This window comes from Bradyrhizobium ottawaense (assembly GCF_900099825.1).
Lineage (GTDB): Bacteria > Pseudomonadota > Alphaproteobacteria > Rhizobiales > Xanthobacteraceae > Bradyrhizobium > Bradyrhizobium ottawaense_A.
The window spans coordinates 2,439,939-2,463,643 of the sequence record NZ_LT629693.1; the positions used below are offsets into that span (position 1 = coordinate 2,439,939).

Sequence of the window (23,705 nt, forward strand, 5' to 3'; positions counted from 1 at the left end):
AGCACGAGTCCGATCCGTCGCCTCAACTCCGAACCTGTCATTGCTGCCCCCTCTACTGTTGGGCGTGGCCTTACGGCCACGCCCGTAGCTCACGCGAGCTATCAATATTTCGCGACGACGGGCCCCCCGAATTTGTAGTCCAGACCGACCGTCACCACCGAGTAGGTATTGTCCACGGTATAGGGCAGCTGTCCGTTGAGCGGGGCTGCGCGCACGTACCTGCCGAAATCGTAATAGCGATATTCGAACTTGCCGATCAGATTGTCGGTCAGCGCATAGGCGATGCCGCCGCCCGCAGCCAGGCCGCTCCGGTGGGTACTGAACTGATCGATTCCGAGGACCGGATCGGTGTTGGTATGCAGGAAATTGCCGTAGGCCCAGCCGCCGGTGAAGAACAGCAGCAAGCGATCGACGGCGATGCCGCCTCGTGCACGAACCGTCGCACCACTGCGAAGGTTGGTCGCATCCATCGAACCGATCGGAAGCGTACCTGCGTTGAACTGGGAGATATCGCTGCCCTTGATGCCGGACCAGAACCCATCGCCCTCGACGCCGAGCACGATGTTGCCGCTCTGCACGTTGTAGCCCGCCTCGCCGCCGGCGATGCCGCCTGTCGACGAATAGTTAATGGTGAAGTTTGCGAAGCCGGCGGGGCCCAGCGTATTGTTGAGATTGTGATTGCCGTAGCCGCCGCCGCCGAACACGCCGACATAGAAGCCGGACCAGTCATATATCGGCGAAGCCGCTGCCGGAGCCTTGATGTAAGGCGAGAGGTCGGCACCGAGCGCCGGCGACATCAGGCCCAGCACACCGAGCGAGACCGTGGTGAAAAGAATTCGCTTCATTGTTATCCCCTGTCGAATTGTTCTGATCGGACGTCACGGCGGCAGAAGCCGCCGTGACTTTCCAGCGCATCAGAAGTGAATGATGATGTCCGCCGCACCGACGAGGGCGAAGTTCTTGCTGGCCGGGATGCCGAGGTTTGCATTGCCATTGAATGCGTTGGCATTCAGCGACCGGTAATACGTGACCTCGGGCCGGATTTCGATCTGCGGCGAGAACCAGTGCTGCCAGCCGATACCGGTTTCGAAATAGGCCGTCTTGGTGCCGGTGCGCTGGCCCTGTTTGTCGTCGTAGTACTCAACACGATAGGAGATGTTGTCGAGCGCCGACGCCTTGTAGCTCAAATAAGCCACATAGGTTTGCACCGACGCCGTACAAGAAAACACGGTCGTGCTGTTGCAGAACGCAAGACCCGGAGCGTTGAACGGCAAGTACTGAGGCGAGAACGGCGTACCGCCCGCGGCAAACGCTGCAACTGCGGCCGGGTTGTTGGCATTGAGCACGTTGTTCTGGTGCAGATTGTATGTCTCGAACGAGATGTGCCACTGATCGTTGAACTTGTGATAGGCGGTCAAGCCGTACCATTGCAGGTTGTTGTAGCCCCAGGTGCCGCTGTTGAGCGCGTCACCGACCACGTAGATGCTGTCGTTTCCGCTGTCGCTGGTCCAGCGCACACCGGCGGTGACGCTCGGTACGGCACCCGGATCCTTCGGCATGGTGGCGCCGGGGAATAGCGGGTTCGGGGCCGGATTTGCGATCGTTGCCTTGTAGTTCCAGGGCATGGTATCGCTGCCGACCGAGACGCCCAACTGGAACATCCAGTTCTTGTTTGCCGCGAGCGTCGCCTGAATCCCGGTGTTGGTGTAGTTGTCGAAGGTGTAGGTCATCGAGTGCGTGTACATGTAGTTGTTGGGCGCGAGCTGAGCCTCGATGTCGGGGATCGAGATGTAGCGGCCGAAGCGCAGCAACAGGCCTTCCGCGATCTGCGGAATGAAGACTTCGCCATAGGCCATCGGCATGTCGTAGCCGTAGTTCTTGTTCTGGTTCAGGAGCTGATTGCTCCACAAGCCAAAGGCCGTCGTATAGCGATAGTTCTCGCCGTAGATCGGTGCGAGACGGAAGCCCCAGTCGATGTGATCCTTCTGAACCGTATCCGGAAGGCGCTCGATATAGAGCACCGCCTGATCGAGCTGGACCGTGTTCGGATTGTAGTCATAGGCGGCCGGCACATTGCCGCCGCGCACGGTGTTGCTGCTCAGGTTGCCACCGGCATTGACCCAGCCGTAAACCTGGATGTGGTTATCGTTCATCCACGAGCCTGCGGCCGTGTTACCGAGCGCCACCATCAGCGGACTGTCGACCGAACTCGGACGCGTGACGCCGAGCGCGGTCGATCCGCCGTAGGGCCATTCGGTGAACGGATACGGCGGAATGGTTTGCGGCGTTCCCGGCCAGTCGGCGCGGCGTGACGGCGGCGCCTTCGGGTCGGCAGGCGCGGCATCGTGTCCCCACTCGAGCCGATAGTAGTTGATGAAGCGGCTGAAGAAGTCGCTGCCGAGATAGGCATCAAGGCAGTTATAGTTCTTGTAGGGATCGCCGCCGTACGGGCATGGCCCCTTCGCCGGATCTGCCGCCTGGGCCACGTTGCTCAGACCGACCGCTGCCAACGAGACTCCTGCCAAAAGAATTCTTTTCATAATCTTGCCCCACGTTGCGGTTACAGACGCATCTCGCTTTCGCGACGCACTGTTAACCTTCGCAACGATCTTTCGTTTGGGGGCTGCAAAAAATCGATACGGCTTTCCGCGCGATTAAATAAAAATAAGATAGCCCAAATGGCTTCTTTGACGTCGATTGCATGCGTAATCATCAATTACCCATCGCGTTGCTCAAACTGCCGGCGAAATACGTGACGTTTCGGCAAAAGCCCGCGATGCACCGCAATAGTTTGCGTCGCGATGTGTCCTTTTCGCTACATTTTCGTCCGCCTTGCCAGACGAACACGATCGTCTCACCCGCACTGACAGAGATCATGCGTGCGATGGCTATTTTTTTTCTATGAAAGTGACCGCAATTGTGCGGCGAAGATATATGTCGCGACTCGTTATGCTGACGCACTGAGCAAATCTGTTCGCTCATCGCGAGGCGAGACGATGGAAGTCGTGACAAACGATAGGGTACAGGCCGCACTCTTCGGCGATACCGAGAATTTCGACTTCAGTTTTCTGCCGAAGGACCTGCTGACGCAGTGCAGAAGCCTGATCGAGAGTTACCATGAGATTCACGGCTACGCCTGCTTGCCGGACACGCTGTGGAAGTGCCGGCTGGGCCCGCTCATCGAAACGAATCGGGAATTGCGGCAGCTGTTGAGAAAGGCCTCGACGACCAGAAGTGCAAAGAAGTCCAACGAAGGCTTCGGGCGGATTGCGACGACACTGTTGTCGCTGGAGATATTGGCCAGCAACTTCTCCGGCTGGAGCGCAATCCATCCGGACGCCGGATTAATGGCCCACGCGATTCTCAAGCGCAGTGCGCGCGGCCCGCATATGCCGCTGATGGAATTCTATTTGTATCCCCCAAAATATATCAGCTTCGCCGCCATCGCGGCCCTTACGCCTCCTACCGGCCATCGGACCGCTGAGGTTGAACTGTATCGTGCGTCAAAGCCGGAACTCGCCGACGAAAAGCAGGCGCTCAACTACGTCAGCGCGATCAACCAGGCACGGGACGGAAGGTCGCCTCATGCCGCCGCAACGTCACCCGCCTGAGATCTCCCACGCCTGCTCCGTATACGGACGCAGGCCTTAACTTCATCACTGCGCTCGAAGGCAACCATCCGCACAGGTTCGGATATTGCCTCCTGCTGACGACAGCGTTCGGCCGCGAACGATGACGCGCCCGGCGTGGATGTATATTACTTTTATATTTCTTGGCCGCGCGAGTGACATAGATTTACTACGCGAATTTGGCGAATGCTGCACCTGCTGGGTAGTTGGTGGCATCGGGGCAACATTGAATTGAGACGCTGAACAACGTTTCGCGGGCATCGCGGTTTGCGATGGGTCCTGCGAGCTGGAATTTCTGCGTCGGTCATTATTGCCTGGGCACGATCTTGCGGAGGCGTTGGCGTGTCCTTTGCATGATCATTCGATGCCTGTATCTCCACGAAGGCGAACTCATTGAACTTTAATCTGCCCATGGCTCAACGACGCGCCCCTGACGGAGTGAATCGCGTTGGACGCAGGATCGAAGCGACTTTGCCGCTTGAGGAAGAGCTGACGCCGCATCACGTTTTGCTGGCGAGCATTTTGCCTCTGCTGATGTCCTTGGTGTGGGTCGGCCTTGTCACCGCCGCACTGCTCCCGTTTGAGCGAACTCTTGCGCGCAGCCTCGTCCCGATCGCCTATCTGATACCCGTCATTATCGCGGCTACCCAGTGGGGCATCTGGCCGGCGACCCTGGCGTCGGTTGCCGCCACGATCGCGGCGGATTTCTTCTTCATTCTGCCGCTCTACAGCCTCCACATCGACGACCCGCAAGAGGCCATCGATCTGTTGCTGTTTCTCGTCGTAGCTCTGGTCAGTAGCAATCTCGCATCACGGCTGCGGCGCGAGACGGAAACGCTGCGCCGGCGAGAAAGCCAAATTCAGCATCTTTACGAATTCTCGCGACTCCTTGCGGCCTGCTTCACCGTATCGGACCTGGTCTCCGCGATTCAGAAACATCTTTCCCGCACACTGGGACAACAGGCCGCGTTTTTCCCGGCCGGGGCGGACGATCGATTTGAATCGCCCGAATCCGGTTCGGTCCCGAAGTTGGTGCAACAAAGGGTCGCGTCCATGACCCCGGCCCTCGGAATGGCCTCCGCCGCCGTCGTTGACGAACCGACACAACATATGTGGTTGCTCGAGTCGGTATTTTCGGAAAATGCCGTTCACGGCCTCGTTGCCGTCAACATCGGCGGCGGATCTCGCAGAGCGATCGAGGTCAAGACGCAGCGCGCCCGAGCCGTACTTGAAGACGTGTCTATGACCTTTCAACGTCTCGATATCGAGAAAGCGATCGAGGACGCCCGGCTCCACCTGCAGGCGCAACTATTGAGGGACGCATTTCACGGTACGCTGGCTCACGAATTGTGCACGCCGCTTGCAGCCATTCGGGGCTCGGCCAGCGTGCTTGATGCGATGGCCATCGTTCGGGGAAACGATCGGATCCGCTCGTTGGTCGAGGCGATATCCGACGAAGCGGCAGAGCTCCACGGCTTCATTCATAACCTTCTGAACGCAACCCGGGTGACAGCAGGCGGCGTCAGCCCGACTCTTGAATGGGCCGATCCAAGAGACATCGTCAACGCCGCCATCAGGCGGAGGGCCAAACGCCTGGCGGCCCACAGGATCGAGACCGAATTCACCGACGATCTACCGCTGGTCAACGTCGATTCGGGCCTGATCGAGGAAGCGTGCGGCCAGCTGCTGGAAAACGCAGCGAAATATTCTCCCTCCGGCTCGACGATCTCGATCCGCGCGCGACATGAACAAGGACGCGCGGTCTTGTCGATCTCCGATCAAGGTGTCGGGATAACATCCGACGAGCAGCAGCAGCTTGGCCGCAGGTCTTTCCGAAGCCCGCGTCATCAGGCAACGGTCCCGGGCTCCGGTCTGGGCTTTTGGATCGCATCAACCTTCATCAGAGCGAATGGCGGAGCCATCGACATATCCAGCCGGGGACAGGGACTGGGAACCACCGCTTCGATCACCCTGCCCGACACGCCGGTGGAGTCTTCCGAACTGGCGGCGCTCACCGATGAATAAGCCCAGCAATGTCGTTCTCCTGATCGAGGACGAACCGAAAATCAGGCGGTTTCTTCGCGCCGGCTTCGAAATTCATGGCTTCTACGTGCTCGAAGCAGAGAACGCCGCGGACGGATTGAAGACAGCAACGTTCAATTCGCCGGATCTCATTATTCTCGATCTGGCGTTGCCCGATCTGCACGGGACGGAGGTTCTCGAGCGGCTTCGATCGTGGTCGAACGTGCCCGTCATCATTCTCTCGGTCGTATCGAATGAGGATGAAAAGGTCCGGCTGCTGCAGGCGGGCGCCGACGACTATGTGGTCAAGCCGTTCGGGATGGCCGAACTGCTCGCGCGCAGTGAAGCTGCCTTGCGGCGATATTTCAAGACCGCGACCGAAAACCCCGTCGTCGTGGCCGGCCCTCTGTCAATCGACCTCGTGAGTCGAACCGTCCTGCTCAACAAGAGCCAGATCCGGTTGACGCGAAAGGAATACCGTCTACTTCATATTCTGGCGACGCATATCGGCCTGGTCGTCACCCACGACCAGTTGCTCAAGGAAATATGGAGCGGCAACCAGCGAGAAAATATCCAGTATCTCCGGATACTGGTTCGCAAACTCCGGCAGAAAATCGAAACCGATCCCAATGACCCTTGCCTGCTCGTGACCGAATCCGGCGTCGGCTACCGCCTTCAACCTCGGCTCGAAACCAGCTCGGCGGAGTAACGACTCTACGGCTCCTGGCGGACGCAACGATGGGCTTCATTCGCGAAACTACCTCTGGAATACCCGAACAGCGCGCTCGGCCGATCGAGATCGAAGATCGATAGCGGCTGGATTGATCATGCTCCGCCCATCGCCACGCCGATCATTCTATGTTGCCGTTCTTCCGGCAGAAACCGAACGGGGTTGGTGCTGGGAAATACGCCGCAAGCGGCGGCCCATGGGCGTCAGGCTGGGGGAATGCGGCTTCAGCACCTATCGCAGCGCCATGCTGGCCGGAAAGGTTGCCCTGGAAGAGTTCCTCAACGGATTGTCGCTGGACCCGATTTCGCGAACGATTTCCAATGCCGATGCTGGAACGGAAATTGCTAGAAGGCGTCATCGGGCATTGCACAAATGAGGTGCGGCGGTGACCTTCATTGTGCACGCCTCAAGGGGCGAAGACGTTACAACGACAATACGATTGAGTGTTGTCGTCGCGATCGCCAAGGGCCTGGCCTTTGTCGAGGAAGGCTGGCAGGTCGTTATCATCGGACCAGACGGGGTGCGCTACGAGCCGTCCGAGTTCGAGAAGCTGCTATCGCTGAGCCCCGCGCTTCAATCGCGCGAATGATTCGGTCGTGAGCCGGAGACAGTTTCCGGCCCGCGCTGCCTAACAATGTTGCGTGCTCATCGCAGGACGGAACCGCGGCGTTTCATCGCAGCCGAATGCTGTGCGCACCTCCTCCAATGCGATTGCTAATATAAAAATAATATATTTTCGCCGCCAAAACCCCTATGTTGCCCAAAATTTGGGGATCCGGAGTGGCGCAGTTTCTTATCGAGCATTTCACTGTCCTGGGATTCGAAGTTCAGAACTGGATGCTCATCGTGGTGGGCTTGACCATTGCCTTCATCTTGTTCGTCTGGCGAACGCGCGATCGGGTCTAAGGACAGCGAGCGGATCGAACGGCCGAATCCAATTCTACCAGGACGGCACTATCGACGGGTCGACGGCTGGCTTAATTTTCCGCGCAGGCAGGACAGCGAGTACTGTCCAAAATCCGGCAAACTAAGCAGGGCTTTATCGAACATTTCCCTCACCTCGCCGACAGTTTTCACACCTGCTGCGGCGAGGGCGTTCCTAATTCGAGTCGTAAGTTCGAGATCGCTGATCAAAGTTTCGTCTGCCAATTCGCGCGTCGTATCGAGCATCCTCATCACCCTAGCTCATAGCTGAACGCGATACGCCGATCGTGAGCCTTGCAAATCGTGTGCAAGTCGATCGGGGAATCACACAACAGCCACACCCCGAGCTCCTCAACAGCTGCTTGAGGGTGACGATATTTTTTCTATATTTTTTTGAACTCTTTTTGATGCCGCAGACGCGCAACGCGCGTCTGAAAAGTGCATTTGAACAAGCGGCGCAGTGCAGTTCGCAGTCGCACACGTTTCACATTCGATCTAAAATTATTTTCAGGATCATGAATCGTTGGTGGCTCGGCCACGCAGGGGGTTTAGATGCGTCGACAAATGAAATGGGCATTCGCTGCGAGTATCGTGTTGGCTCTCGGTGCAACCGGCGGCGCCTCGGCCGCGGATATGGCAGTCAAAGCTCGACCGGTCGTCGCGCCGATCATCGCCACGCCATGGACCGGGTGTTACATCGGCGGCAATGTCGGCGGCGGCTGGACCCGGATCGATACCACCCGGGTTTCCCAAGACACGATCGGCCCGGCATTCGCAAATTATGGCCGTGAAAACGACAGCGGCTTTATCGGTGGCGGCCAGATCGGCTGTGACTTCCAGACCGGCAACCTGGTGCTCGGCGTGCAGGGCATGTTCGACTATGCCCGCATCAACGGCCAACATGCATTGACGGACTTCCCGGCTTTCACCGAGACGAACAACCTTCGCTCCATCATCACCGGTACCGGACGGGCCGGCTGGCTGTGGACCCCGGCGCTCCTCGGCTATGTGAAGGGCGGCGTCGCATGGTTGAACCAGCGGAATCAGGCCTTCCTGCCTGGCGGCGGCCTGTCAGAATCGTCGAGCTTTACGGTGCCCGGAATGACCGTCGGCGTGGGCTTTGAATACATGTTTGCCCCAAGCTGGTCGATATTCGCGGAATACAACTACATGTGGTTCCTTGACGACACCGCTACGCACTTTACCGCCGCTCCCGGCTTGTTGCCGCCTGGCGAGGTCGTCAACGTGAATCAGCGGGCCCAGACTGCGTTGGTCGGCATTAACTACAAATTCCACTGGGAATCACCGGGGGTCGCGAAATACTGACTTCTCCCCTCCTATCCCCAGGAGAACCTCTGAGCCCCGGCATCGCCCGGGGCTCTTTTTGCGAGGATCTACCTCGTTCGCCCAAGGCTCGCACGCAAACCTATGCCGCCTTTATGAGATCACGGCCGGGCCGCCCTCGAATTCATATCCGGTCGGGAAGATATTTGGCGCATGAGTCAAGTTGCCTCCCGCCGACCAAAACCATCCGAACATTCGCAAATGGAACGAACCTCAGCGACGGAACGGTCGGTCGCGTCGGGAGCGCTTTGGCTCTTCATTCGGAAGGATTACTAACGTGAAGCTCGTCGAACCTCCATCGTGCAGCACCGCATCCACCATCGTCTTCATCGGCAGGAACTGCCGCGGCAACTGGGTCGCCCAGGAACAGAACGGTCTCTATGGCGGCCTGTTCGTCAATCGGGCGCAAGCCGTCAAATATGCCCTGTTCGAGAATGGCCATCACCCCGAGACCATCATCGAATTGCCGCTCATCGAACTCGACATGGCCGGCAAGCTCGCCCTCCCGGCCGCAGGCTCGCGGCACGTCGCGTGACTCCTTCAAGGACGATCTCCCAGGAGGGCCCGATGGCTCAGCCTCATGCCGGCTCGAACCGCGACCAAGTCGTCGACGCCATGATCGGACTCACCCGCTTGTCCAGTCTGCACCGCGCCATCGTTGTCGGCAGCGACGGACTGGAGTTCTACCTTGCCCTGCGGCAGCGCGGTTTCCTCCGCGTCGCGACGCCCGAGACATGCCGCTTGCCGAGGGGACAACACACGATCGGTCTGATTGCAGGACAAGACCCGGTTCAGGCCATCGAATCAGCACTCACCCGGATATCGCCGTTTCTCAGCCTCAGCGCGGCAATTGCCGTGCTGATCGACTCACGAGAACCCGGCGCCAGCCTGAAGATACGCGCCAGGCTGGGGCAGATGGGCTTTCGAATCGAGGCAGGCGCCAGATGTCAGCAAGGTCTTGTGCTCGCCGGATACCGGCAGAGTTTTGGGCAACTGGAAAATGCAGCGTGAATACCAATGACACCCCTTCTACTGCCGTACAGCTGGCTTGCGGGTTACACCCCCGATCTTCCAACCCCGTTTGACGACAACGGCGAACTCGATCTGGCGGCATTCGCGACGCTTTGCGATCGTCAAATCGACGCCGATGTCTCGGCGATTGTCGTCGGCGAAACAACCGGCGAAGCGTCAACGCTGACGCCGGTTGAGCAAGACAAGCTGGTCCGGACTGCCGTTGAGGTGTCGCATCGGCGAGTCCGCGTCATCGCCGGCGCCGGATCGAACTCCACCAGCCAGGCCATTGAGCTGACCCGGCGCGCCGAGCGGGCCGGCGCCGACGCGGTGTTGTCGGTCGTGCCCTATTACAACAAGCCAATGCAGGCCGGCATCTGCGCCCATTTTCAGGCGATTGCCGGCGCCACTGCCCTGCCTATTATCCTCCACGATATCCCCTCCCGAACCATCCGCGAGATGTCCGACGACACCCTGGTGCGGCTCGCGGAGGCGAGGCCGTTCATTGGCTTGCGAGACGCGACCGGCGATATCACGCGCGCCATGCGCCTGCAGCCGCGCCTGCCGCCAGGATTTCGGTTGCTGTCCGGAGACGACGCGACCGCGTTGGCCTTCATCGTCAATGGTGGCGACGGCAGCATCTCGACGATATCGAATGTCGCGCCGGCACTATGCAGCGCTATTTTTTCGAACTGCGGGCAAGGGCAGCTACAGTCCGCGCGATATTTGCAAAGCAGGCTTGCCCCGCTAACAGCCGCACTCGCTCGGGAGAACCCGGCCGCCGTAAAGTATGCCCTGTGCCTGCTCGGTTTCATGTCGCCGCATACCCGCCTGCCGATCGTCGAGTTGGCCGATTCAGCGAAAGCCGAGGTTGCGAGAGCGATCGCGGAGATCGGCGACGAGGATCTGGCCTGTCGGTGCGAAATTCAGCGGAGTCGAACCGGCCTAAAGTAGAGAGCTTTTTCGATTTTGTTTCGGCAGAATATTGGCCCATGTTCCTTGCTGGCCGGCAAGCTGCCTGATCCAGTCCGCGTCGCATCCACGATAGTTCGCAGGCGCCCTAATTTGCCCGGATCCTCCGTTGACAAGGAGCAAACCTCATACCGCGTTAGGTTTTATGACGCTGACCCCCAGGGATCTCCCACTTCGCTGCCGGTGCGGCCGCGCGCGCGGCATCGCGAACGAAATTGCACCGTCCACCGGCTTTCGCATCGTCTGCTACTGCGGGGATTGCCAGGCGTTCGCGCGCTTCCTTGGCCGTCCCGACGTGCTCGACACAGCAGGCGGAACAGACATCTTTCAAATGCCGACCGGCCGCGTGAAACTGACGGCGGGCACTGACGCCGTACGCTGCCTGAGGTTCTCCAATAAGGTCTTCCGCTGGTACACGGATTGTTGCCAGACCCCGATCGGCAACACGGCCGGACCGCGATTCCCTGTCGTCGGCATCATTCATTCTTTCATGGATCACGATGCAGATGGTCGTTCCCGAGACGAGACGCTCGGTGCGCCGCGTTGCCGAATCTTCGAGCGTTCCGCCGTCGGACCACTCCCGCCGAACGCGCCTGCGCCGCTCTCGCTCAGCCTGCTCCCCGTCCGCGTCTCAACGCTTCTCCGCTGGTGGTGGCGCGGGCTCGGTCGGCCGAACCCGTTCTTCGACGAACATACGGGCGCCCCACTCTCCGTACCGCGCGTCCTCACGCCGGGAGAGCGCGCCACCCTCAGCCAATGAACCAGTACACATCCTGGTTTCACACGCCGCGGGTGGACCCCCGATGCAGCGAATGCTTTTCGCGCCATTTCGGACCGGGGCCACGCATGTAGTGCTCTTCCGGTCGGTACTTTTTGTCTTGGCCGTCCCAGGATGGGCCGAGAAAGGTCACCACGACGCCGATCGCGTGGCGGAGATGCGAAGCGAGGACCGATGTCTGAAGCGGGATCTGTCGCATGCGAACCTCTGGGCGAACACTGGTGTTGAGAACTGGGGCCGGCCGAGGCAGTTATTTGGTCCTGCGAACGCTGCCCTGACCGGATTTGTCCGACACCCAGTCGTTGTTCCGGCGATCGTAGTGAACACCGCGAAACTCGAGTTCGCGCTCGATCCGGCGCATTTTCGATTTGGCAATCGCCTCGATCATATTCCTGAAGAAGCCCTTGACGCCTCTGAACGCGCCGCGGGCACGCGCACGGTCGCGTTTTAGCTGCGTCCAGGCGAACCGGTAGTCGACCTGCGGCTCCGTTCGGGTGATGAGAAACAACCGATAGGCATCGTCGTAGGCGAGGTCAGATTCTTTGCCATCGCGGGTCAGTATGTGGGCCATCTTCGATCTCCCGGCAGTTCGTGCCGAACTGTTGGTTCGAAGATGAGCGGGACAGCATAGGAAATCGAGATGCCCTCCGGCCCTCGCTCATAAGCGCGGCATAAATGCCCGCCGGGAAGACGGCTGCGCAAATACCTCTCCCCGGATTCCTATATTTTTCCTATGCGATCCGAGGCCATTCCGGCTCGCATTCCTATGACGTCGCAGGCACATCATGCGTGGGGACTCAATTCATGGGATCGGGGCAGATGGGCGCCATGCCCGTTATGCCGATCACCGGCGCGGACCCAACGCAGGGGCAATGCCAAACAGTTTGACCAACGCGATCGAGCCGCAGAGCGAACAGCCCGGTATCTCGCCAAGGGATACGCCCGCGATCGCCGCCACGCCATTTCAGGCGCTCGATTCCGGGATCGTGAACAAGGCGATCCCGACATTCTTCATCGGCCGCAACAGGGATGGCTTCTGGGTTGCCCGTGACGCCAAGGGAAGGATCGGCGGACTTTTCCTGTTTGAGAACTCCGCCCGTTCGTTCGCAAGAGCACATAGCCGGCCGACAGGTTGCGCGACGGTCTACCAATCCGAGCGGATCGAGCTCGACCTCGAAAACAGCGGCAATCCGATTGTCGGGCGTCTGGCGCTCTTGAAACATCTGTTGGTCGACCTTCAGCAACTTCTGATGTCTCGTTCGACAAGACGATGAAACGATGGAGGCTGGACTTGGCGCAGATAGCTCGACCAACACGTTAGCTCCGGCGAAAGCTGAAACTGACCCGACCGAGGGAGAGAAATGAGGATCGCTCTGGCACTGGTTGTTTTTACACTATCCGTACCCGCCATCGCGGAAGAGACGTCTTCCGACACCAAGCCGACCCGAATGCCCATCGTTTGCAGGAAATCGGCCGAACACGTCGCGGGTCTGAACAAGATCTGTCACTATAGCTGCGCGAAATCGGACGGTACCATGACGGTCCCGCCTTATGAGGCTTGTCCGCAATGGACGCCGCGCTGGCGATTGAGTCGGACCGCCCATTCCGAATCGGCCGGAACATCGCGACAATAATCCAAGGACCGCCTGACGTTGGTGTTCCACTGATTGCAAGACCAAATAGTTCGAGACGACCTGACCTCATTTTGAACCCGAGGCGGCTGGTAACCGATGATTTCTCCCTACGACCTCGCCATGGCATCCCTGCTCGGATTGGGGACGACCTCCTCTGCCCTGCTCGGGGCCGCTATCGGTCTCTACGCTCCATTCTCGAAACGTCCGCTTGCCTGCCTGCTGGCATTTGCGGCGGGCTCGCTGATCTCCGCGCTGGCGATCGAACTTGCCTACGAAGGTGCGCTGGCCCTTCACCATCAGGGCTACAACGCCTGCGCCGCCTGGGTATTCGTCAGCGCGGGATTTGCTGCCGGCGCCATCATCTACTATTCGGCATCGCTGTTTCTTGAACAGAAGGGAGCGGCCGTACGCTACGTCACCCAATTTCGTGAATATGCCCTGGCGCGCAAGAAGGCCGACGCGAGCGAGCGGATCAAACTGCTGGCGACCTGCGATCTGATGCGGCACTTGCCGGCCCAGCAAATCGAGCAAATCCTGCCGTGTATCGCCGATTGTCACCTGAAAGCCGGTGAAATTCTGTTCAACGCCGGAGACCCCGGTGATGCCCTTTACATCGTCGCGCGAGGGAAGGTGGATGTTCTGAGATCGCAGGGTGCTGGAACCAGCAGCGATGCGATCGCACAAGTCGGCGTGGGCCATGCGTTTGGAGAAATGTCTCTATTGAGCGGAGGCCCGCGCACCGCAACCATCCGCGCCGCCGAGGACACCGAGTTGATGAAAATCGGCAAGGACGATTTCGACCAGCTCGTTGCAGCCGATCCTCAATTGGCCGAGGTCGCAAAGCACATCAGCCACCAGCGGGCGATCAGCAATCTCAGCGCAGGTGGAACCGATGCCGTGCTATGGGCAAAAGTCGCCAGCCGAAGCCTCGATCATCTCAATCGGCATGAGACCGGAAAGATGCTGACCGAGGCCGGTCACGGCGCCGGGATGGCGATTGTGTTCGGAAATATTCTGGACACCATACCCGGCTGCCTCGTGATCGGGGCGAAATTTACCGCCTTCGGCAATCTGTCCCTGACGCTCATGCTGGGGATGTTTCTCGGCGGCATCCCGCCGGAATAGTCGCGGCAGCGGCCGGCAAGGCGTTCATCGGCAGCAGCGACGCGCTGACGGCCATATTTGCCCAGGCGCTGGCGGGCGGCGCCGCGCTGGCGCTGGTCGCCCACGGTATGATTCCGGTCGCCCTCGAAGAAGGCGGTTCGTTGGTGGTGCTGCCGACGGTCGCCGGTTTTCTGTTTGCACTGTATCTGGCTTTGGCCGAGTCGTTCGTTTGACCATTGGAGCCCGGAAGGATGCGTCGTTCATTGGGATGAGAACGAGACATGCATTTGACGAGGACTTTTTCAGTGCTAGCCTTTTTCGAAAACATTTGATCCGGAGCAAGGTTCCACCGCGAGCATTGAGGGACGGAAACCATGAACGTAGCTTCGCAAGCCGTCTTGACGACCGAGCCTATCACTTCGGAAGGCGTCGTTGCGGCCGGTGTCTATGTCGATGGCCGGCGTGTCGCCAACATCGCCATCGAGGAAGCCGCAAGCTGGCGCAGCCAACCCGGCCATGTGGTCTGGATCGGGCTGCACGAGCCGGACATGGCGCTGCTCAGCAGCGTGCAGCAGCAATTCCAGTTGCACGATCTCGCCATCGAAGATGCGGACCACGCCCACCAGCGGCCGAAGATCGAGCAATACGGCGACGCGCTGTTCATCGTGGCGCGCACCGCGCAGCTCGACGGCGACAGCATCGCATTCGGCGAAACCCATCTGTTCGTTGGCGAGGGATATCTTGTCTCGGTCCGTCACGGTGCCTCGACGTCCTATACGCCGGTCCGGGAACGCTGCGAAAGCTGCCCGCGGGCGCTGGCCCGCGGTGAGGACTATATCCTCTACGCCATCCTCGATTTCATCGTCGATAACTACTCGCCTGTACTGGAAATCATCCAGGATGAAGTCGAAGCGATGGAGGCGCAGGTGCTGGCGAGCGCGATGACCCGGGCGCAGATCGAGCGGCTTTATCTATTGCGACGCGATCTGTTGCGTCTGCGAAACGCTGTCGGACCACTGGTGGAGGTCTGCCGCAGGCTTGAACACGACAATCTGCCGATGGTTCGGCCCACCATGCAGCCGCTGTTCCGCGATGTCACCGACCATGTACGCACGGTTCAGGAGCAGATCGACTCGCTTCGCGAGGTGCTCGCCTTTGCTTTCGAGGCGAGTCTTCTGGTCGGACAGGTTCAGGAGACCGCGGTCTCCAAGAAGCTCGCCTCATGGCTTGCTATCATCGCTGTCCCAACGGCAATCGCCGGCATCTACGGCATGAATTTCAAAAACATGCCGGAACTGCAATGGGAGTACGGTTACTTCGCTGTGATGGGCGTGATCCTGACCGCATGCGTAGGGCTGTTCTGGCGATTCCGCCGCGTGGGGTGGTTGTAAGCGGCTCATTATCCCAAGACGCGCAAGGGCGCCGTCCGTTCCATAACCGTCATTCAGCGAATTGAGTCTTCGGAAAACATTCTAAAACCGTCGCTCCAATCTATCATTGGACGAACAATCCCGGCGCACAGGCGCCTGCCCTCCGAGTTGACGTTGAGATGCTTCGACCGTGCAGGCGAGGCAGCGATATCTCTTTCTTGCGGGGCACGGTGCCCAACAATCCAACCAACCACTACGTCGATCCCCGGGAATATATCATTTCTGTATTAACGAGGCACCCCATCAGGCTCGAATTCATATCCCCCGTGCGGCATCTCCCCCTGCGGGCGCGGGGGTTATGACAGAACAGGAAATAGAGCCATGACGACGAAAAATCTCGCTTTAGCCGCATCGATCATGATGCTGGCTACGACCTCAGGACAGGCGCTTGCGGGCACGGCCGCACCGAAAGCACAATATTGGCGCGCAGCGACCGGCCGCTCAGACCATCACGCGCTACGCGCTTTCAACGCTATCGATTTGCCGATGGCGCCACAGACGCTGGAGCCCAATGCGCACCCTTAACATGGCGGACCGAAATACAACGATTGATCGCACGACCTTGAACGGTTCGGGACGATTACCTTGGTTGGACTGCCCTCGTCGGCAGCAACGAATCGGCTCCAGCTTGGGCGTGGAAGCTGGGGCCGAAGCTTAAAAGTGCCGGCGGGGGGACCGGCACGATTCTGATGTAGGTTCGCAGTCCGCCGATCTCATTAAAATTCCGCGTGAAGGGTAGCCTGTTTCAGTTGGCGACCTCTGTTTTTATCGACCACTGTCAACCTGGATTTTGGGTGCTTCACGGGCCCTAGCGTTCAGTCATGCGATGACTATATCGCAGCCTTTTCGTCCATCTCGATTTTTTATGGCGTCTTTCGTATCTTGCAAACGCCGTCATCCGTGTCTGCTTTTCAAAAGCGAGCGGACTTCGCGACAGCGATCACTCAACGTTCGACAAACAGGCTCGGCTTGCGCGAGATGCCTGGCCGACACCACCGTCTAATTCCGCGCAGCTCCGGTAACTAGATCAGAATGGTGACGTCATGACTCCCTCTCGTGCCACTCCCGTAGGCGACCGCATCGTTGAACCGATGATTGCGCTTGCAGGTTGCTCCAAGCAGCACCGAATCGTCGTAGCGGGGTCCAAGGCCGTCGAGCTGATGTTGGAGCTGCATCGCCGCGGCTATGCTCGCACGGCAGCCACGGCAAACTGCGGCCATCCGGCCGGGCAATACGACGTAGCGCTGGTGGATTGGCGGCGGCGCACGTTCAAATCCCTCGAGATCGCGCTTGACTGGCTGGTGGACTTCCTGAGCCCCTCCGCTGTGCTGGTGGTCTGGGTTGACCCCCAAAAGGCCACGGCCAACGACGCCCTTCGGCTCTCGCTGGAACGACGCGGCTTCGTCATTGAGGGGGGAACCGTCCACGACTGCGGCTGCGCCGTTTCGGCACGGCGACGCGAACTGAAACCGGTCCGCAAAGCCGCGTAGCCTAACGTCATCCTTCTGCCGGCGCACAAGTGGCCTGACCGCCCGTGCCATCGCGAAAACGTGGTAGGCATGAGCCAGACTCAGCAAGGAATCGGCAAAAGCCGCGTCATGGAAACTAAACCGCCCGTTCCGCGCGCGATTCTCGTCGGCGTCCAGCTTCCGGGCGTGGACGACGTCGCCCATTCCGCGAGCATCGAAGAGTTGGGCCGCCTGGTGATGACGCTCGGTTACGAGGTCGTCGGAACATTGTCGCAGAAGCGAGACGAGATCGATGGCGGGACGGTGCTCGGCAAGGGGCGGCTTGAGGAACTCGCGGCGATTACCGGCGGGACGGGCGTCGTCGGCTCGATGGCATTACCCCGGAAGTCAAAGGCGCGCGAGCGCTTTGAAGACGTCGACGAGAAAAAGTCGAACGCCGTGCAGATCGAGCCTGATCCGAAGGCGCCGCCTAAGCCGGAGTTCGTGATCGTCGATCATGACATCTCGCCGAGCCAGGCGCGCAACCTCGAGCGTGCGACCGGCGCGCAAGTACTCGATCGAACCGGAGTGATCGTGGAGATCTTCCATCGTCATGCACATAGCCGCGAGGCGAAGTTGCAGGTTGAGATGGCGCGGTTGAAGTACATCGCGCCACGCCTGCGGGAATCGTCGGCGGGCGGCGAGCGGCAGCAGGGCTACGGCGCGGGCGAGTCCGATCTCGAACTGGATCGACGCAAGATCCGCGATCGCCTCGCGGAGCTGAAGGAGCAGTTGGAGGATATCCAGCGGGACAACGACGAGCGCCGTTCCGCTCGTCGCGATCAGCTCCGGGTCGCACTGGTCGGGTACACGAACGCAGGCAAGTCATCGCTCATGCGAGCGCTGACGGGTAGCGAGGTACTGGTCGCGGACAAGCTGTTCGCGACGCTTGACACGACGGTGCGCGCTCTGCAGCCCGCGGCAAAGCCGCGCGTGCTCATTTCCGACACGGTCGGGTTCATTAAGAAACTGCCGCACGATCTCGTTGCATCATTCCGATCCACGCTCGCCGAAGCGCTCGAAGCGTCGCTCCTCCTGTTCGTCGTTGATGCGTCCGATCCCACGCACGAATCGCAGCTGGAGGTGAGCCGGAACGTGCTGCGCGAGATCGGCGCGGACGTCGTCCCGTCGTGCCTGCTCCTCAACAAGATCGATCACGTGAGCGAGGCGGATCGTGCCGCCCTCCGCGCAGAGCACCCCGACGCAATCCTCCTCTCCGCGAAGTCATCCGGGGACGTGGCCGCGCTTCGCGAGACGATTGTCGCGTTTTTTGAGGCTGCAATGGTGGAGGACCAATTGGTGTTGCCGTATGCGAAGCAGGGGCTGCTCAGCGATGTGTACGAGAACGCGCGCGTGCTCTCCGAGGAGTACGACGTCACGGGCCGGATCATGCAGGTGCGCGGTTTGCCCGGCGCGATCGCCCGCCTGCGAAGAGCCCTCGCCGCGTCGTGAGTTCGAGGCCGATCGGTTGGCTACAAATGTGGGTTTTAGGCAAAAGTCGCCGGTGCTAAGTTGACGCAACGACGCAGGCGGTAGGCGCAGCGGCCCGCCGGCTGCGCGCCACGAGCAGGAGATGGGTGGCGCGATCCATGAATTCCTGGCGTGAGGCATGCGCCTCCTCAAGCCGCTCCAGTTCAACGGCAAGCTGGCCATCGCCTGGCGGAGAGACGGGATTCCACCGGGAATCCGGCATGAATCGACTGTGAAAGAGGTCGATGCCGCGCAAATCCTCGATGTCGAAACAGCCCGCGAAATAGTTTCGCAATTCGGCCGCTGTAAACTGGTGAAAGCTAAATGCAATATGTCGGCCATCGCTGAGGTCGATCTCGCATCGGTTCCGGACGTGATCTTGTTTCAATCGGCAGACTTTCTCGATCGAGTCCACAAAGGCCGTCGGAGTGCTACCAATCGGACGGACCGTCGTTATGCAATATCCCGACGTGACGCGTGCCATCTCCTTGGAGATTTCCGGCAAGCATGCAACGGGCAGATGGCTGAGCGCGCTGTACAGGCAAAGAGTCAGATCGACGGAGGCGTCGAGTTCCGGCAACCGGTCCGCAAGGTCTGCGACGTCGAACGTGAGATTCACTCCAGGAAGGCTGGAAGGATTTCCGGCGGCCAACCGCGCCCATTGTATTTGCGCTTCTGCGATGTCGAATCCACGCGCGGTAATGCTGCTGAATCCGAGCGCATGTGCGCGTATGACCAGTCGGCGCAGCCATGTACCGGGTCCGCAACCCGCATCGAGGAGCCTGATCGAGCTTGCACCGGAAGCCCGCAGGTCGGTTAGTTTCTTCTCCAATACGGCCCAGACGCAGCGATCCGCGTAAGCGTGCATTCCGTCAAAGGCAAATGGCTGCGACGGATCGCCATCGGCATAAGAGACATAATCGTCACCAGCCCGGTTGTAGATATCAGCAACGTCATCCGTTGTCTCGTTATCAACTGCGAGGATAGAATGCCCAACTGTATGTGAGATGGGCAAATTTGACGCCCATTTCCGCGCGGGAATTGAATCGTGGTCAAACATGTGAGGCCTGCCAGACACGAGGTATCTTAAGTTTCCATTTTTGCGGCTGATAAGGCTTAAGAGCCGGCCGACGCGCAGAAGATGGGCCCGGGGCTATATGAAGTCGAGACTGATTGCTGTTGCCGTTCATAAGCGCGCCATATGCAGCAATGACCGCTTTGCGCGCCACAACCAGACGTTCCCTTAGAGTCGATTTTTGACCGTTTCGGAAATCGCGGTGGACATGCCTTTTCGCCTTTATTGGCTTATCTGGGAGGCCCTTAGTAGTTTCTCATAGCGTTGGTGTCCGCTACTCTTGCACAGGCCGGGTCGCCGTCGTCCTCACGCCGCCCGTCGGCCCGATAGCTTCAGCCGTCTTGGTTGATTTCGCCGGCTGGGGATTTGTCTCGGTCGCAACCGCACTGCTTACGAAGCCATCCTGCACCGGTTTCTGCGTCAGCTCGACCACCGCTGCGTTCGGGCTGCCCGGCTCAGCAACCATATCGGTGGTGACAAGATTGGTCAGTCGCAATTCCTCCTGAGACAGTTCATGCAGATCTTCCCACGGCGGCACGTTCAGCGACAGCGATAACAGATCACCCGCGCCGCCCATGTCGAAGGTGTATTTGGCGAGACGCCCGATATCACGTTCCACAATCATCAGATCATCCGCGCTGTAGGTCGCGGCCTTGGCGTCGTCGGCGCGGTCGCCCATCCAGATCTGATGAACGCGGACATGCGCCGCCGGCGGCACGTAGCGGGTCTTGCCGGACAACAGCAGGAACACGCACATCGACTCGCAATAGGCTTCCGGGTTGACGTGCGTGCGTTCGCCCTGTGCGGTCTGAGTCCGCACCGTGGTGCCGACGGTGGTCAGTGCCCCGAGATTGCGCCAGCGCCGTCCGAGCGCGATCGAGTCGTTGACCGAACCGCCGCTGGAGTCCAGCACGATGGTCGCGCCACCGAGCTGTCGGCCGCGTGCGAATTCATCGAAGTCCCTTGGACTATCGGCGGTCACGATGCCGATCGCGCTGATCCAGCCCCGGCAATTCGGCTGGCAAGCGACCCAGCTAAACTTCATCGGCAATTTGCGTTCTTCGAGGCCGATGCGAGCATGCGCCGAACCGCACAGCAGAGGCATCAGGCCGGGCAACGCAATGTAAAGGGCGGCGGCGCCGAACAGCATCCAACCTCGCGTTGCCGCCCAATGAGCGCGAACAGAGGCTAGGTCGGTGATGCGGGCTGAGAGCGAGACTGCAAACAGGAACATCCGCATTATGAGCATGATTCCGCAACCTTCACCGGCTATCGGGCGCGGTTACCCGAGTCGCGAGGGCGCACATACACTGGCGACAGTTCGCGCTGTCCGCCCGGCCGTACGGCTTCGGACTCGAACCTTAACCTGGGCTGATGCTTGGCGCGCCATTTCGGGCCCGGGCCACGCATGTAGTGCAGCTCGGGCCGGTAGCTGTCGCGCACGTCCATGATCAGGTTGTGAACGACGCTGGCGAAGTCGGAGGCTGACTCAGCCGTCTTGCGAGCAACCCCTGACAATGCGGTTGCATCTATGATTCTCATCGGTGAACTCCTCCTGTTGTCTCGCCGCTCGCCACATCGGCGGTTACGCCCCAAGCCTAATCACAGAGAGATGGACCGGACCATTGCACGGAGGTTTGATCTGCACGTTACATTTGGTTGAGAAGGACATACCTAGGTTTAGGTGGGCCTGCATTCAGTACATCACCACCGAGGTGACAGAATGCGTAGGCACCCGGTTCCTAGATCGCAGCCTGTGCCAAAACGGGCATTTGACTGCCTATCGTTAGGAGCGCTCGCGTTCCAAGATTTCTCTGCATAGGCATTCGTGATCCTCCTCTAACTATTTCCAGAATAGCGATCTCTTCCAAACAGTCTTGATCATTCATGCGATGTCTTTGTTGAAAGTGCGCCGTTTCGCTCCGCACTTTCTGATGTCAAAGCCAAAGTTTCGGAATCCCTGCACGGTGAGGTCACCAAACAAACGACATAACGCCGGGCTGCGTAGTCGTGCAGAAGGGCGGTCATTCGCCATCGGAGCACTATCGTTATACGGGGACGCGCTGCAATCGCGTTTGAGCGCTCCAATTGAGACTGGTTCGCTGTGGCCTCAATGAGTCATCCATTTCCTGGCTGGGGTCGAACGAGATTAATTCTTGTGAATGAGACGCTCGCCGCTCTCAAGACCACTGATAGCCTTCCCAGACAGCGGCAAGCCCTTCGTCAAAGCTCGTGAAAGGATGACCGGACCTCGCGTTGATGAGCCCTTGGAAGCGCGAGAACGCCTCAAGGAAGGCGCGCGGATGTCGGCACGCCGCACAACATCAGAAGGTTCGCCAGGCTGCGAACCGTGTACGCGCCGCGGCTGAAGCCGAACAGAAAGATGCGGTCGCCCTCCTCGTAGTGATTGACGACGAATTCGTAGCAGTCGGCGATGTTGCGCTTGATCCCGTCGCCGGCGACCGACCCCAGCATCTTCTGCACGAAGCGAACCGGAGCGGTGAGGGCCGTCGCACCGACGTCGGTGCCGAGGCCGGCGTCGTAGAACACGACCTGCTGCGATGGACTGATGCCGGTGTCCGCGTGGTCGCGCGAGATGCGGTACATTTTGTAGATGTTGCTGATGCGTTGCTCCGGGCGGGCGCCGCCGTCCTGGCCGGTGCCGTCCGAGAACACCACGATGTTCTTGCTCATATCCACTCCCAGCCGTCAGGACTTCGAATCATGCGAGAAACCGTCGGATTTTTCCGGCGCGACATGGGTGGTCAGCCGTCTAAGGTTTTCCAGCAGACGATGTCGAGCTTCTTCGTCGGAGACACTCCAGATCTTAGCGAGCGCCTTCTCTGCCGCCTCCACGTCCCAAGGGAAAAGGGGACGTCCGTTGATCTGAGCGAAGGGTCCGTCCGATTCCGTGAGTATCCGATCGGGTGGCATGATGGCGGTCATCGCTCGCCCCTTTTCGCCAGCCAGCATCGCCGGCCCCACGCTGAACCAGCATCCTTGATCAACGGCTCGCTGGAGTTCTCGCCGTGTTCCGGAGAACCAGTGCAGGATGGCCGCCCCGGCTTCGCTTCTTGCGGCCAGGCTATCGAGGACCTGCGTTGCAGCCCGTCGACTGTGGATCGTCATGACCCGGCCGCCGGCGGCGCTGCACATGCGTAGGATCTCGTCGAACACCCGTCGCTGGACGTCCCATGTCCCCTTCAGTTCGGGGCCGCCATCCAGCCCGATCTCACCCACGTACCTTGTGCAGGGAAGCAATTCCTCGAAGAGCGGCAGCTCGCTCTGGCGCTCCTGCGCGATCTGAGGATGCAGGCCCAACGCTGTCCGAATGCGCGCGGCGTCCTTGGCGAGCGCGGCGGTACCGGACCAGGCGGAAGGCGTGGTGGTCACGGACAGGACGAACAGGTTGCGGTCGACACATTCCTTCGTCGTCGCGACCGGATCGGGGTAGAGGTCGATATGGGCGTGAAGGTCGATCACTTGACACCGTACTTGGCGTGCAATGCGCCGAGCTCGCCTAGGCCGCGGCGCAGCATGTCATCGAGCGCGTCGCGCTCCTGGATATGTGGCCATGTAAGCGCGCTGCCGAGCCATTCGTCGAAGCCGTCGCCCTTCGCGGCGGCCAGTGCCATGCCGACCGAACGCACGTCGTCGAAGCCGGCATGATCGGAGTCGTCGCGACCGAGCGCCTCGAAAACGTATTCGGTGGTGTCCTGGACTCCCCAGGCAAGGAACGCCGACGCGCCGTGCGGTATTCCTCGATCTCGAGACGACGGGTCTCGATCCCGTGACGGACGAGATCATCGAGATCGCCATGGTGCCGTTCGACTACTCCGCCGACGGCCGGATCTTCGCCGTGCACGACGCCTTCTGCCGCTTCCGCGATCCGGGCCGGCCGATTCCGGCGGAGGTGACGGCGATTACCGGCATCACCGACGCGATGGTAGGGGGTACGGCGATCGAACCTTCAGAGATCGAAGCTTTCGTGGAAAGCACGGTCCTGATAGTCGCGCATCACGCAGATTTCGACCGCCGCTTCGCCGAGCGGTTCTCGGGAGCGTTCGCGCGCCT

General features: G+C 59.9%; 26 protein-coding genes and 2 pseudogenes. 17 read left to right on the forward strand and 11 right to left on the reverse strand.

The genetic code is table 11. The annotated features are described in order from the left end of the window. Nucleotides 1–101: 101 nt before the first annotated feature. Both BLR13_RS11295 and BLR13_RS11300 read right to left on the reverse strand, forming a co-directional pair. Complete coding sequence (locus BLR13_RS11295) at nucleotides 102–845, reverse strand: outer membrane protein (protein ID WP_074824349.1); 744 nt, start codon at nucleotides 843–845, stop codon at nucleotides 102–104. Between the two features lie 69 nt (nucleotides 846–914). Next, on the reverse strand, nucleotides 915–2,510 hold the full coding sequence (locus BLR13_RS11300) for an outer membrane beta-barrel protein (protein ID WP_244525153.1): 1,596 nt from the start codon (nucleotides 2,508–2,510) through the stop codon (nucleotides 915–917). 486 nt (nucleotides 2,511–2,996) lie between these two features. On the opposite strand from BLR13_RS11300, the gene BLR13_RS11305 reads away from it, so the two are divergent. The 5 genes from BLR13_RS11305 to BLR13_RS40095 all read left to right on the forward strand — a co-directional run bounded on the left by BLR13_RS11305 (nucleotide 2,997) and on the right by BLR13_RS40095 (nucleotide 6,970). Then, entirely contained in the window at nucleotides 2,997–3,611 is a 615-nt protein-coding gene (locus BLR13_RS11305) for a hypothetical protein (protein WP_074824344.1), read from the forward strand. A 411-nt stretch (nucleotides 3,612–4,022) separates the two neighbouring features. After that, nucleotides 4,023–5,654: a DUF4118 domain-containing protein gene (locus BLR13_RS11310; RefSeq protein WP_143039748.1), complete on the forward strand. Its 1,632-nt coding sequence runs from the start codon at nucleotides 4,023–4,025 to the stop codon at nucleotides 5,652–5,654. Further along, on the forward strand, nucleotides 5,647–6,360 hold the full coding sequence (locus tag BLR13_RS11315; protein ID WP_074824338.1) for a response regulator: 714 nt from the start codon (nucleotides 5,647–5,649) through the stop codon (nucleotides 6,358–6,360). The genes BLR13_RS11310 and BLR13_RS11315 overlap by 8 nt, the downstream gene beginning before the upstream one ends. Nucleotides 6,361–6,478: 118 nt before the next feature. After that, nucleotides 6,479–6,757, forward strand: a complete 279-nt coding sequence (locus BLR13_RS40090) for a hypothetical protein (protein ID WP_143039747.1) — start codon at nucleotides 6,479–6,481, stop codon at nucleotides 6,755–6,757. Nucleotides 6,758–6,820: 63 nt separating this feature from the next. After that, nucleotides 6,821–6,970: a hypothetical protein gene (locus BLR13_RS40095; RefSeq protein ID WP_154070838.1), complete on the forward strand. Its 150-nt coding sequence runs from the start codon at nucleotides 6,821–6,823 to the stop codon at nucleotides 6,968–6,970. 365 nt (nucleotides 6,971–7,335) lie between these two features. Here BLR13_RS40095 and BLR13_RS11325 read toward each other — a convergent pair whose 3' ends face one another. After that, a complete protein-coding gene (locus BLR13_RS11325) occupies nucleotides 7,336–7,551 on the reverse strand; it encodes a DNA-directed RNA polymerase subunit alpha C-terminal domain-containing protein (RefSeq protein WP_157793698.1) in 216 nt (71 codons plus the stop codon). 306 nt (nucleotides 7,552–7,857) lie between these two features. Between BLR13_RS11325 and BLR13_RS11330 the strand changes: the two genes are divergently transcribed. The 5 genes from BLR13_RS11330 (at nucleotide 7,858) to BLR13_RS11350 (ending at nucleotide 11,392) form a co-directional block, all read left to right on the forward strand. Continuing rightward, nucleotides 7,858–8,631, forward strand: a complete 774-nt coding sequence (locus BLR13_RS11330) for an outer membrane protein (RefSeq protein ID WP_079586402.1) — start codon at nucleotides 7,858–7,860, stop codon at nucleotides 8,629–8,631. 295 nt (nucleotides 8,632–8,926) lie between these two features. Next, nucleotides 8,927–9,184 (forward strand): hypothetical protein, encoded by a 258-nt coding sequence (locus BLR13_RS11335; protein WP_074824326.1) that lies wholly within the window; start codon nucleotides 8,927–8,929, stop codon nucleotides 9,182–9,184. A 32-nt stretch (nucleotides 9,185–9,216) separates the two neighbouring features. After that, nucleotides 9,217–9,660, forward strand: coding sequence for a hypothetical protein (locus BLR13_RS11340; protein WP_074824323.1), 444 nt, complete (start codon nucleotides 9,217–9,219; stop codon nucleotides 9,658–9,660). Between the two features lie 6 nt (nucleotides 9,661–9,666). Beyond that, nucleotides 9,667–10,614 carry a 4-hydroxy-tetrahydrodipicolinate synthase gene (gene dapA / locus BLR13_RS11345; RefSeq protein WP_074824320.1) on the forward strand — a complete coding sequence of 316 codons (948 nt, stop codon included), beginning with the start codon at nucleotides 9,667–9,669 and terminating at the stop codon, nucleotides 10,612–10,614. 163 nt (nucleotides 10,615–10,777) lie between these two features. Continuing rightward, the gene (locus tag BLR13_RS11350) at nucleotides 10,778–11,392 is read left to right on the forward strand and encodes a DUF6151 family protein (RefSeq protein ID WP_074824319.1); all 615 of its coding nucleotides are present in this window, start codon (nucleotides 10,778–10,780) and stop codon (nucleotides 11,390–11,392) included. Nucleotides 11,393–11,411: 19 nt separating this feature from the next. On the opposite strand, the gene BLR13_RS11355 is transcribed toward BLR13_RS11350, so the two are convergent. After that, the gene (locus BLR13_RS11355; protein ID WP_074824316.1) at nucleotides 11,412–11,609 is read right to left on the reverse strand and encodes a hypothetical protein; all 198 of its coding nucleotides are present in this window, start codon (nucleotides 11,607–11,609) and stop codon (nucleotides 11,412–11,414) included. Between the two features lie 51 nt (nucleotides 11,610–11,660). After that, nucleotides 11,661–11,981, reverse strand: a complete 321-nt coding sequence (locus BLR13_RS11360) for a hypothetical protein (RefSeq protein WP_074824312.1) — start codon at nucleotides 11,979–11,981, stop codon at nucleotides 11,661–11,663. Between the two features lie 301 nt (nucleotides 11,982–12,282). Here BLR13_RS11360 and BLR13_RS11365 point away from each other — a divergent pair, with 301 nt between their 5' ends. From BLR13_RS11365 to hflX, 6 genes are all read left to right on the forward strand, one after another. Then, nucleotides 12,283–12,684 (forward strand): hypothetical protein, encoded by a 402-nt coding sequence (locus BLR13_RS11365; protein WP_143039746.1) that lies wholly within the window; start codon nucleotides 12,283–12,285, stop codon nucleotides 12,682–12,684. Between the two features lie 480 nt (nucleotides 12,685–13,164). Continuing rightward, the gene (locus BLR13_RS11370; RefSeq protein WP_074824304.1) at nucleotides 13,165–14,169 is read left to right on the forward strand and encodes a cyclic nucleotide-binding domain-containing protein; all 1,005 of its coding nucleotides are present in this window, start codon (nucleotides 13,165–13,167) and stop codon (nucleotides 14,167–14,169) included. Between the two features lie 353 nt (nucleotides 14,170–14,522). Then, the gene (corA, locus tag BLR13_RS11375; protein ID WP_074824300.1) at nucleotides 14,523–15,539 is read left to right on the forward strand and encodes a magnesium/cobalt transporter CorA; all 1,017 of its coding nucleotides are present in this window, start codon (nucleotides 14,523–14,525) and stop codon (nucleotides 15,537–15,539) included. A gap of 360 nt (nucleotides 15,540–15,899) precedes the next feature. Then, on the forward strand, nucleotides 15,900–16,103 hold the full coding sequence (locus BLR13_RS11380) for a hypothetical protein (RefSeq protein ID WP_074824297.1): 204 nt from the start codon (nucleotides 15,900–15,902) through the stop codon (nucleotides 16,101–16,103). Between the two features lie 566 nt (nucleotides 16,104–16,669). Continuing rightward, entirely contained in the window at nucleotides 16,670–17,068 is a 399-nt protein-coding gene (locus BLR13_RS11385; RefSeq protein WP_074824294.1) for a hypothetical protein, read from the forward strand. A 69-nt stretch (nucleotides 17,069–17,137) separates the two neighbouring features. After that, complete coding sequence (gene hflX, locus BLR13_RS11390; RefSeq protein WP_197679545.1) at nucleotides 17,138–18,538, forward strand: GTPase HflX; 1,401 nt, start codon at nucleotides 17,138–17,140, stop codon at nucleotides 18,536–18,538. Between the two features lie 55 nt (nucleotides 18,539–18,593). On the opposite strand, the gene BLR13_RS11395 is transcribed toward hflX, so the two are convergent. The 6 genes and pseudogenes from BLR13_RS11395 to BLR13_RS41350 all read right to left on the reverse strand — a co-directional run bounded on the left by BLR13_RS11395 (nucleotide 18,594) and on the right by BLR13_RS41350 (nucleotide 23,266). Next, nucleotides 18,594–19,616 (reverse strand): class I SAM-dependent methyltransferase, encoded by a 1,023-nt coding sequence (locus BLR13_RS11395; RefSeq protein ID WP_074824290.1) that lies wholly within the window; start codon nucleotides 19,614–19,616, stop codon nucleotides 18,594–18,596. Nucleotides 19,617–19,905: 289 nt separating this feature from the next. Continuing rightward, on the reverse strand, nucleotides 19,906–20,781 hold the full coding sequence (locus tag BLR13_RS11400) for a hypothetical protein (RefSeq protein WP_074824288.1): 876 nt from the start codon (nucleotides 20,779–20,781) through the stop codon (nucleotides 19,906–19,908). A 119-nt stretch (nucleotides 20,782–20,900) separates the two neighbouring features. Beyond that, nucleotides 20,901–21,173 carry a hypothetical protein gene (locus BLR13_RS11405; protein ID WP_074824286.1) on the reverse strand — a complete coding sequence of 91 codons (273 nt, stop codon included), beginning with the start codon at nucleotides 21,171–21,173 and terminating at the stop codon, nucleotides 20,901–20,903. A 762-nt stretch (nucleotides 21,174–21,935) separates the two neighbouring features. Next, nucleotides 21,936–22,325, reverse strand: a pseudogene (locus BLR13_RS11410) (phospholipase effector Tle1 domain-containing protein); the annotation flags it as partial. A 15-nt stretch (nucleotides 22,326–22,340) separates the two neighbouring features. Next, nucleotides 22,341–23,114 carry a Qat anti-phage system TatD family nuclease QatD gene (qatD, locus tag BLR13_RS11415; RefSeq protein ID WP_074824283.1) on the reverse strand — a complete coding sequence of 258 codons (774 nt, stop codon included), beginning with the start codon at nucleotides 23,112–23,114 and terminating at the stop codon, nucleotides 22,341–22,343. Further along, a complete protein-coding gene (locus tag BLR13_RS41350) occupies nucleotides 23,111–23,266 on the reverse strand; it encodes a hypothetical protein (protein ID WP_197679546.1) in 156 nt (51 codons plus the stop codon). Before BLR13_RS41350 ends, qatD begins: the two co-directional genes overlap by 4 nt. A 155-nt stretch (nucleotides 23,267–23,421) precedes the next feature. On the opposite strand from BLR13_RS41350, the pseudogene BLR13_RS41660 reads away from it, so the two are divergent. Then, a pseudogene (locus BLR13_RS41660) lies at nucleotides 23,422–23,619 on the forward strand (exonuclease domain-containing protein); the annotation flags it as partial. Between the last annotated feature and the right edge of the window lie 86 nt (nucleotides 23,620–23,705).

What these genes read in the sequence shown, in the direction of transcription:
- BLR13_RS11295 (WP_074824349.1), bottom strand. Translation starts at nt 845, where the DNA reads ATGAAGCGAATTCTTTTCACCACGGTCTCGCTCGGTGTGCTGGGCCTG.
- BLR13_RS11305 (WP_074824344.1), top strand. Translation starts at nt 2,997, where the DNA reads ATGGAAGTCGTGACAAACGATAGGGTACAGGCCGCACTCTTCGGCGAT.
- BLR13_RS11315 (WP_074824338.1), top strand. Translation starts at nt 5,647, where the DNA reads ATGAATAAGCCCAGCAATGTCGTTCTCCTGATCGAGGACGAACCGAAA.
- BLR13_RS40090 (WP_143039747.1), top strand. Translation starts at nt 6,479, where the DNA reads ATGCTCCGCCCATCGCCACGCCGATCATTCTATGTTGCCGTTCTTCCG.
- BLR13_RS11325 (WP_157793698.1), bottom strand. Translation starts at nt 7,551, where the DNA reads ATGCTCGATACGACGCGCGAATTGGCAGACGAAACTTTGATCAGCGAT.
- BLR13_RS11330 (WP_079586402.1), top strand. Translation starts at nt 7,858, where the DNA reads ATGCGTCGACAAATGAAATGGGCATTCGCTGCGAGTATCGTGTTGGCT.
- BLR13_RS11340 (WP_074824323.1), top strand. Translation starts at nt 9,217, where the DNA reads ATGGCTCAGCCTCATGCCGGCTCGAACCGCGACCAAGTCGTCGACGCC.
- dapA (WP_074824320.1), top strand. Translation starts at nt 9,667, where the DNA reads ATGACACCCCTTCTACTGCCGTACAGCTGGCTTGCGGGTTACACCCCC.
- BLR13_RS11350 (WP_074824319.1), top strand. Translation starts at nt 10,778, where the DNA reads ATGACGCTGACCCCCAGGGATCTCCCACTTCGCTGCCGGTGCGGCCGC.
- BLR13_RS11355 (WP_074824316.1), bottom strand. Translation starts at nt 11,609, where the DNA reads ATGCGACAGATCCCGCTTCAGACATCGGTCCTCGCTTCGCATCTCCGC.
- BLR13_RS11360 (WP_074824312.1), bottom strand. Translation starts at nt 11,981, where the DNA reads ATGGCCCACATACTGACCCGCGATGGCAAAGAATCTGACCTCGCCTAC.
- BLR13_RS11365 (WP_143039746.1), top strand. Translation starts at nt 12,283, where the DNA reads ATGCCAAACAGTTTGACCAACGCGATCGAGCCGCAGAGCGAACAGCCC.
- BLR13_RS11370 (WP_074824304.1), top strand. Translation starts at nt 13,165, where the DNA reads ATGGCATCCCTGCTCGGATTGGGGACGACCTCCTCTGCCCTGCTCGGG.
- corA (WP_074824300.1), top strand. Translation starts at nt 14,523, where the DNA reads ATGAACGTAGCTTCGCAAGCCGTCTTGACGACCGAGCCTATCACTTCG.
- BLR13_RS11380 (WP_074824297.1), top strand. Translation starts at nt 15,900, where the DNA reads ATGACGACGAAAAATCTCGCTTTAGCCGCATCGATCATGATGCTGGCT.
- BLR13_RS11385 (WP_074824294.1), top strand. Translation starts at nt 16,670, where the DNA reads ATGATTGCGCTTGCAGGTTGCTCCAAGCAGCACCGAATCGTCGTAGCG.
- hflX (WP_197679545.1), top strand. Translation starts at nt 17,138, where the DNA reads ATGAGCCAGACTCAGCAAGGAATCGGCAAAAGCCGCGTCATGGAAACT.
- BLR13_RS11395 (WP_074824290.1), bottom strand. Translation starts at nt 19,616, where the DNA reads ATGTTTGACCACGATTCAATTCCCGCGCGGAAATGGGCGTCAAATTTG.
- BLR13_RS11400 (WP_074824288.1), bottom strand. Translation starts at nt 20,781, where the DNA reads ATGCTGTTCGGCGCCGCCGCCCTTTACATTGCGTTGCCCGGCCTGATG.
- BLR13_RS11405 (WP_074824286.1), bottom strand. Translation starts at nt 21,173, where the DNA reads ATGAGAATCATAGATGCAACCGCATTGTCAGGGGTTGCTCGCAAGACG.
- BLR13_RS41350 (WP_197679546.1), bottom strand. Translation starts at nt 23,266, where the DNA reads ATGGCACTGGCCGCCGCGAAGGGCGACGGCTTCGACGAATGGCTCGGC.